Origin of the sequence: Microbacterium jejuense (assembly GCF_019511665.1) — a bacterium.
GTDB classification, from domain to species: Bacteria; Actinomycetota; Actinomycetes; order Actinomycetales; family Microbacteriaceae; genus Microbacterium; species Microbacterium jejuense_A.
In genome coordinates this window covers 98,402-105,760 of the sequence record NZ_JAEUAW010000014.1, presented here as the reverse complement: position 1 = coordinate 105,760, position 7,359 = coordinate 98,402, and the positions used below count along the sequence as shown (strand labels likewise).

General features: G+C 73.1%; 6 protein-coding genes. 5 read left to right on the top strand and 1 reads right to left on the bottom strand.

Annotated features, from left to right (window positions below):
• The first annotated feature begins 311 nt into the window (after positions 1-311).
• The 5 genes from JNB62_RS15815 to JNB62_RS15795 are packed head-to-tail and all read left to right on the top strand — an operon-like array spanning position 312 to position 5,320.
• Positions 312-1,049, top strand: coding sequence for an ABC transporter ATP-binding protein (locus JNB62_RS15815; RefSeq protein WP_220301864.1), 738 nt, complete (start codon positions 312-314; stop codon positions 1,047-1,049).
• Positions 1,046-1,789: an ABC transporter ATP-binding protein gene (locus tag JNB62_RS15810; RefSeq protein ID WP_220301863.1), complete on the top strand. Its 744-nt coding sequence runs from the start codon at positions 1,046-1,048 to the stop codon at positions 1,787-1,789. Before JNB62_RS15815 ends, JNB62_RS15810 begins: the two co-directional genes overlap by 4 nt.
• Positions 1,789-2,667 (top strand): branched-chain amino acid ABC transporter permease, encoded by an 879-nt coding sequence (locus JNB62_RS15805; RefSeq protein WP_220301862.1) that lies wholly within the window; start codon positions 1,789-1,791, stop codon positions 2,665-2,667. Before JNB62_RS15810 ends, JNB62_RS15805 begins: the two co-directional genes overlap by 1 nt.
• Positions 2,664-4,028 (top strand): branched-chain amino acid ABC transporter permease, encoded by a 1,365-nt coding sequence (locus JNB62_RS15800; protein ID WP_223231200.1) that lies wholly within the window; start codon positions 2,664-2,666, stop codon positions 4,026-4,028. The genes JNB62_RS15805 and JNB62_RS15800 overlap by 4 nt, the downstream gene beginning before the upstream one ends.
• Before the next feature lie 2 nt (positions 4,029-4,030).
• A complete protein-coding gene (locus JNB62_RS15795; protein ID WP_220301861.1) occupies positions 4,031-5,320 on the top strand; it encodes an ABC transporter substrate-binding protein in 1,290 nt (429 codons plus the stop codon).
• A 454-nt stretch (positions 5,321-5,774) separates the two neighbouring features.
• Here the strand turns inward: JNB62_RS15795 and JNB62_RS15790 are convergent, their stop codons facing one another.
• The gene (locus tag JNB62_RS15790; protein ID WP_220301860.1) at positions 5,775-7,355 is read right to left on the bottom strand and encodes an AMP-binding protein; all 1,581 of its coding nucleotides are present in this window, start codon (positions 7,353-7,355) and stop codon (positions 5,775-5,777) included.
• Positions 7,356-7,359 lie beyond the last annotated feature (4 nt).

Here is a 7,359-nt window from a genome sequence, read left to right as displayed (position 1 = left end):
AAGAGACAGGCCCACCCGCCCCGCCAGTCGCGGCGCGTCGTCGGGTCCGGAAATCGGATGATCGCCGTGTTTCCGGACCATCCGGTGCGGATGCTCCGGAAAGCGCACGATTCTCCGAATTCCGGAGCGGGGGAGACGGGCGAGCCCGGGAAGGAGCCCGGCCCCGGGCCGTCATGCGGCACCGCCCAGGACTGCCCGGCTCCACCGCGCGTGCGGCGCCCGGACCGGTCGCATCACGATCGTGCAACAGATACATACCGCCCGGTCGGTTTCTGCGTTACAGTGGGGGCACCCGACACGAAGAGGTGCCGATGAACCCCCTGTCTCCGTCCCCCGAAGGCCCCGAAGCCCGGCTCGAGCTGCGCGCCGTGAGTGTCGCGTTCGGCGGGCTCACCGCGCTCGACGACGTGTCGTTCGACGTCCGTCCGGGCGAGGTCGTCGCCCTCATCGGGCCCAACGGCGCGGGCAAGACGACGGTCTTCAACACCGTGTGCGGCCTCGTGCGGCACCGCGGCGAGGTGCGCGTCGACGGCGCGCCCGCGCCGCGGCGCACGTCCGACCTCACGGGCCGCGGCGTCTCGCGCACGCTGCAGGGACTGGGCCTGTTCGACGGACTCACCGTGCGCGAGAACGTCCTGCTGCCTGTCGCCGCCCGCCGCGACGCGGACGAACGCGTCGCGGCGCAGCTGCGTGCGCGCGACCTCGAGTCGCTCGCCGAGCGCCCCGTCGCCGCGCTCTCGTACCCCGACCGCAAGCGCGTGGCGCTGGCCCGGGCGCTCGTCACCGACCCCCGCCTGCTGCTGCTCGACGAGCCCGCGGGCGGATTGGGTGCGGACGACATCGCGGCCCTCGGCACGGTCGTGCGCGACGTGGCGGCGACGGGCTGCGCCGTGCTGCTCGTCGAGCACCACGTCGACTTCGTGATGGGCCTGGCCGACCGCATCGTCGTGCTCGACTTCGGCCGCGTCATCGCGCGCGGGACGCCCGACGAGGTGCGCGACGACCCGCGCGTCGAAGAGGCGTACCTCGGCGTGAAGGCGACCGCATGAGCGCCCCGGCACCCGCCCGCACGCGCGGCGGCGCGCTCTCGATCCAAGGCCTCACCGTCGGCTACGGCGGCGCGCCGGTGCTCCACGGCGTCGGGTTCGACCTCGCGCCGGGCGAGGTCGTCGCCCTGCTCGGCGCGAACGGCGCGGGCAAGACGACGCTGCTGCGCACGCTCGCAGGACTCGCGCGTTCCACCTCGGGAACCGTCGCCCTCGACGGACAAGACCTCACGACCCTGCGCACCGAGGACCGCGCCCGCCGAGGCCTCGCGCTCGTTCCCGACGGGCAGAGCGTCGTGGCCGAGCTCACCGTCGACGAGAACCTCCGCCTGGGCGCCCTGTGGCGCCACCGGGGCGCGGCGCGCGAGCGGGCGATCGCCGGCGTGTACGACATGTTCGAGCCGCTCGCCCGACGGCGCACCAGCGCCGGACACCAGCTGTCCGGCGGCGAACGGCAGATGCTCGCCCTCGGTCGCGCCCTCGTCGCCGACCCGGTGCTGCTCGCACTCGACGAGCCCTCGCTCGGCCTCGCCCCCCTCGTCGTCGCGCACCTGATGTCGACGCTGCAGGCGGCGGCCGCCGAGCGCGGCATGACCGTGCTGCTCGCCGAGCAGAACGTCACGAGCGCCCTGTCGATCGCCGACCGCGGCGTCGTGCTCGACCTCGGGCGCGTCGTCGCCGACGCCCCGGCCACGGCCCTTGCCGCCGACGAGACCCTCCGCCACGCCTACTTGGGATTCTGATGGACCGACTGCTGTTCCTCTCCGCGACCGGCCTCGCGCGCGGCGCGATCTTCGCCCTGTTCGCCCTGTCGCTCGTGCTGATCTGGCGCGCGGCCCGCATCGTCAACTTCGCGCAGGGCGCCATGGCGCTCGTCGCCGCCTACATCGCCTTCGCGGTCACGGGGCTCACAGGCTCGTACTGGGCGGGCCTGGCGGCCGGGATCCTCGCCGGGGCGGCGATCGGGTTCGTCGTCGAGCGCGCGCTCATGCGCTTCGCCCCGCACAGCAGCCCGCTCGCGGGGGTGATCGTGGCGATCGGGCTCGTGATGGTGCTGCAGTCTCTGCTCGGCATCCTCTTCGGGGCCCAGTACCGCCCGATGCGTCCCCCGTTCGACGACAGCCCCATCATGGTCGGCGGCGTGCCGCTGCTCTCGCCGTACGACGTGTTCGTGCTCGTCGTGGCGCTCGTCGTGATGGCCGCGCTCGCGCTGCTGTTCACGCGCACCTCGCTCGGCCTCCAGCTGCGTGCGTCGGCGTTCGCGCCGGAGGTGTCGCGCGTGCTGGGAGTCCGCGTGAACCGCATGGTGACGATCGGATGGATGCTGTCGGCCGCCGTCGCCGCGCTTGCGGCGCTGCTGCTGGTCCCCACCGAGCTCGGCCTCAACCCGCACGCGACCGACATGCTCTTCGTCTACGCGTTCGCGGTCGCGGTCGTCGGCGGGCTCGACTCCCCGGTGGGAGCGCTGCTCGGCGGCCTCGTCGTCGGCGTGGCGATGACACTCGTCACCGGCTACCTCGGTGCGACCGTCGCGCCCATCGGCGTGCTCGTGCTGCTGGTGGCGGTGCTGCTGCTGCGGCCCGGCGGACTGTTCTCACTGCGAGAGGCGCGCAGCGCATGACCGCCCGCTCGACGCCGCGGCGCGGCATCCCTCGCCCCCTCGCCTTCGGCGCGCTGTTCACCGTGCTCGCGATCGGCGGCACGTTCCTGCTCGACCCGTACCGCAACTTCCAGCTCGCGACCGTGGCGGCGTACTTCTGCGCGACGGCCGGACTCACCGTCCTCATCGGCCGCTCGGGGCAGCTCTCGCTCGGCCAGGCGGCGCTCATGGCCGCGGGCGGCTATGGCTATGCCCTCACGGCGAATGCGATGACGGATGCCGGGGCCACCGGCATCCCGCGATTCCTGGTGTCGATGGTCACGGCCATGGCCGTCGCCGGGGTGATCGGCTGGCTGCTCGGCCTTGCCGCCGCGCGGCTGCGCGGACCGTACCTCGCCGGCGTCACCCTCGCGCTCGTGATCGCGGTGCCCGCCGTCGCCGCCGTGTTCTCGGGGGTGCTGCGCGGCGACCAGGGCGTGCAGACCGGCTACGACGCCGTGCCGCCGCTGCTCGAACGGCTCATCGCCGTGGAGCAGTGGCAGGCGTGGGTCGCGATCCTCGTCGCCGGTGTCGTCGTGACAGGCCTTGCGATCTATGCGCGCGGACGCACCGGCCTGCGCGTGCGCGCCGTGCGCGACGACGAGACGGCCGCGCGCCTGAACGGCGTGCGCCCCGGACGCGTCAAGGTCGGCGCTTTCACCGTGAGCTCCCTCGCGGCCGGCGCGGGAGGCGCCGTGCTGTGCTTCGTGAGCCAGTCCGTCAGCCCCGGCGCGTACACGCTCGCGTTCTCGCTGCTGCTGGTGGTCGCCGTCGTGCTCGGCGGCCTGGGCAGCATCGGCGGCGCCGCCATCGGGTCTGCCCTCATCGTGCTGCTGCCCTGGGTGCTCGCCGTCGCAGCCGATGCCCTGCCACTGCCCGCCGAGGCGCAGCAGCGCCTGTCGGGCAACCTGTCGATCCTCGTCTTCGGCCTGCTGCTCATCGTCGTGACGCTCCTGCGGCCCGGCGGCCTCGCGAGTCTGCGGCTGCGGCCGCGACTGCGGCGGCGGCGCGTGGCGGCCACTTCCGCGGCCTCCGCCGACCCGGGTCCGGCGCCCGGGGCGGTCGCAGGACCGGGCTCGGCACCCTGTGCGGTCGCAGACCCGCGCCCGACCCCCGGGGCGGTCGCAGGCCTCGGCGGATCTGCGGACCGGGGCCCGACCGAGCCCGGCCATTCGGGTCCGCGAAGGGACACGTCCCCGCCGCGTCCCGCGGAGCCGCGCGAAGACCTCTCGTCGCGCGCCCCGGCACAGGCGACGGAGCACGGGGCACCGGACCGCGCCGAGCCGCGGCATCCCGAATCGGAACTCGAACCCGCACCACCCACACCACACAGAAAGAGGTGACCATGTCACAGCACACCTTCACCCGCCGCGTCGCGGCGACCGTCGGCGCCGCCGCCGCCGTCGTCGTCGCGCTTGCCGGATGCAGCACGCCGGCCGCGCCCAGCGCCGGCGAAGAGAACGTGCCCGGCGTCAGCGACGACACCGTGACGATCGGCACGCACACGCCGCTGACAGGACCTGCCGCCGCCGGGTACTCGTCGATCTCGGCCGCGGCGACCGCGTATTTCGCGTACCTGAACGACAAGGGCGGCGTGCACGGCCGCACGATCGACTATCTCGTCAAGGACGACGGCTACAACCCGGCGACCACGCAGACCGTGGTGCGCGAACTCGTGCAGGAGGACGAGGTCTTCGCCATCGTCAACGGCCTCGGCACCCCGACGCACACGGCGGTGCTCGAGTACCTCACCCAGAACGAGGTGCCCGACCTGTTCGTCGCGTCCGGATCCACGAGCTGGAATCAGCCCGAGAAGTTCCCGTACACGTTCGGATTCAACGCGGACTACGTGGTCGAGGGGGCGGCGCTCGCGCAGTACGCCGCGGACGAGTACCCCGACAAGGTGGTGTGCCTGCTCGGTCAGGACGACGACTTCGGCGACGAGATGATCGAGGGCGCCCAGCTCGCCCTCGGGGCCGACGGGCTGGCCCATGTCGAGCGGTACTCGGTGTCGAACCGGGACGTCGCGGCGCAGATCGGGGCGCTCAAGGCCGCGGGCTGCGAGATCAACATCCTCGGCACGATCAACGGGTTCACCGCCCTGGCGCTCGGGACCGCCGCCAAGATGGGGTGGTTCCCGATGTGGTTCTCGTCGTCGTCCGGCGCCGACTACCCGACGCTCGTGGGATACCTCGGCGAGGACGTCGGGCCGAAGCTGCTGCAGGGACTCGTCGGCACGAACTACCTGCCGTCGCTCGGCGGGGACTCGGACTGGGTGTCGCTGTTCCGTCAGATCAACGACGACTACAACGACGGCGCACCGTTCGACGGCAACACGATCTACGGCATGAGCGTCGCGTACCTCTTCGCCGAGGCGCTCGAGGCCGCCGGAGAGAACCCGACCCGCGAGTCGCTCGTCGAGGCCGTCGCATCGGGCGGCCTCGCCGGCAACGGCATCCTTCCCCTCTCGTTCGGCGAAGACAGCCACGCGGCCTACCTCGGTGTCGGCATCACCGCCGTCGACCAGGGCGTGCAGGACTACGTCGGCGCCACATACGCGGTCGACGGCGGCACCGTGACCTCGGTCGACCCCGCGCCCGTCGAACTGTCGGGCGAGGGAGTGCCCGGCAGCTGATCCCCCCGGCGAAGCGGCCCGGGTCCCTGTGCGGGGCCCGGGCCGCTTCGCCGTCGGGTTGCTTCGCTGCGGAAGCGATCCAGGCCTTTGTCGCGGTGCGGGTCCGAATTTCGGAGTTCGCGGGTGTTTCCGGAGTGGGTGGGTGGAATGGTCCGGAAAGCGCGGGATCGTCCGATTTCCGGAGTGGTGGGGCGGGATGCCGGGGGCCCGGGGTCGCGCCCGTGGGCGGCCGGAGAAAGGAGCCGGGTGCTACGGGCGCGCTTTGTGCGTCCGGGCGCGCCCGCGGCACCGGCCGCCGGCATCCACTGCCCCATGCCCCACCCCGCACCCGTCGCTTCAACAGGTCAACCGGGCCTTTTCAGGACGGATCGCGCTGATTCCTCCTGCAGAAGCCCGGTTGACCTGTTGAGGAGGGGTGGATGCTGCGCGCCGAGCTCGTGCCGGGGCCCGCGGCTCAGACCACCGGGGTGAACTGGGCGACGAGCTCGCGCTTGAGCACCTTGCCGCTGGCCCCGAGGGGCAGCGACGGCACGACGTGGACCACGCGCGGGTACTTGTACGCGGCGATGCGCTCGCGCGCGAAGGCCACCACGTCGTCCGGCTCCAGCGCGACACCCTCGTGAGCGACCACCGCGGCGTGCACCTCCTGGCCCCGCACGTCGTCGGCCACGCCGAACACCGCCGCGACGGCGACGCCGGGGTGCCGTGCGAGCACCGCCTCGACCTCCGTGGGGTACACGTTGTAGCCCGAGCGGACGATCATGTCCTTCTTGCGGTCGACGATCGTGAGCACGCCGTCGACGCAGGTGCCCAGGTCTCCCGTGCGGAACCAGCCGTCGACGACGGCGTCGGCGGAGGCGTCCGGGCGGCCGAGGTATCCCTTGAACAGGTTGTGGCCGCGCACCACGATCTCGCCGAGCGCATCGGGGTCGTCGAGCAGCGCGACGGCGTCCTCGACCTCGGGGTCGGCGATCGCGACGTCGACGCCCCACAGCGGGCGTCCGACGGTCCCCGGGCGGATGGGCTGCCCGAGCGGGTTGGACGAGACCGTCGGCGCGGTCTCGGTGAGCCCGTACCCCTCGTGCACGTCGGCGCCGAAGGCGTCGCGGAAGGCCTCCAGCACGGCGACCGGCAGGGCCGCACCGCCCGAGACGGCGTACCGCAGCGGCGGGCGCTCCGGGGAGCGGCGGGCGGCCTCGAGCATGCCGACGTACATCGTGGGCACCGCCGTGAACACGGTCGCCCCGAGGGAGGCGGTGAGGGCGAGAGCCTCGTCGGGGTCGAAGCGCGGGAGCAGGATGACGGATGCCCCGACCCGCAGCGCGATGTTCATCACGGCTGTCTGACCGAAGGTGTGGAACAGGGGCAGTCCGCCGAACACGATGTCGTCCGCCCGCAGGTCGAACGCGTCGATGAGCGTCGTGTGCACCTGCTCGACGATCGACAGGTGCGATCCGACGGCGCCCTTGGGGGTTCCGGTGGTGCCGCTCGTGTACAGGATGGTCGCGGCGTCGAGCGGACTCACCGGCTCGTGGCGGACGATGGGCGTCGCCGCGGCGGCCTCGGCCTCAAGTCGGGGGAGCCCGGCCTCGGACGATGCCGGCAGCAGCACGGTGACCAGCGGCACACGGGCCGTCGCGGCGGCGGGTGCCGCCTCGCCCAGCAGCGGTGCGGCGGCCACCAGCAGGTCGGCGCCCGCGTCGCGCAGCACGTACGCGATCTCGTCGGCCTTCAGCAGCAGGTGCACGGGAACGACGATCGCGCCGAGCGACAGCACGGCGTAGTACACGCGGGCGAAGTCGGGCACGTTGGGCACGATCATCGCCACGCGGTCGCCGCGCCCGATGCCGCGTGCGCGCAGCGCGCCGGCGTACGCGCGCGTCTGGTCCCACAGCTCGCGGTACGTGGTGGTCGTGCCCGCGAAGTGCAGCGCCGGACGGTCCGCGTGGCGCACGGCCGACTCGGCCAGGATGCTCGCGACCGACAGCGTCGTGAAGCCGGGCCCGTCGATCGCCGGGTCGGTGGGGTGGTTCATCGCA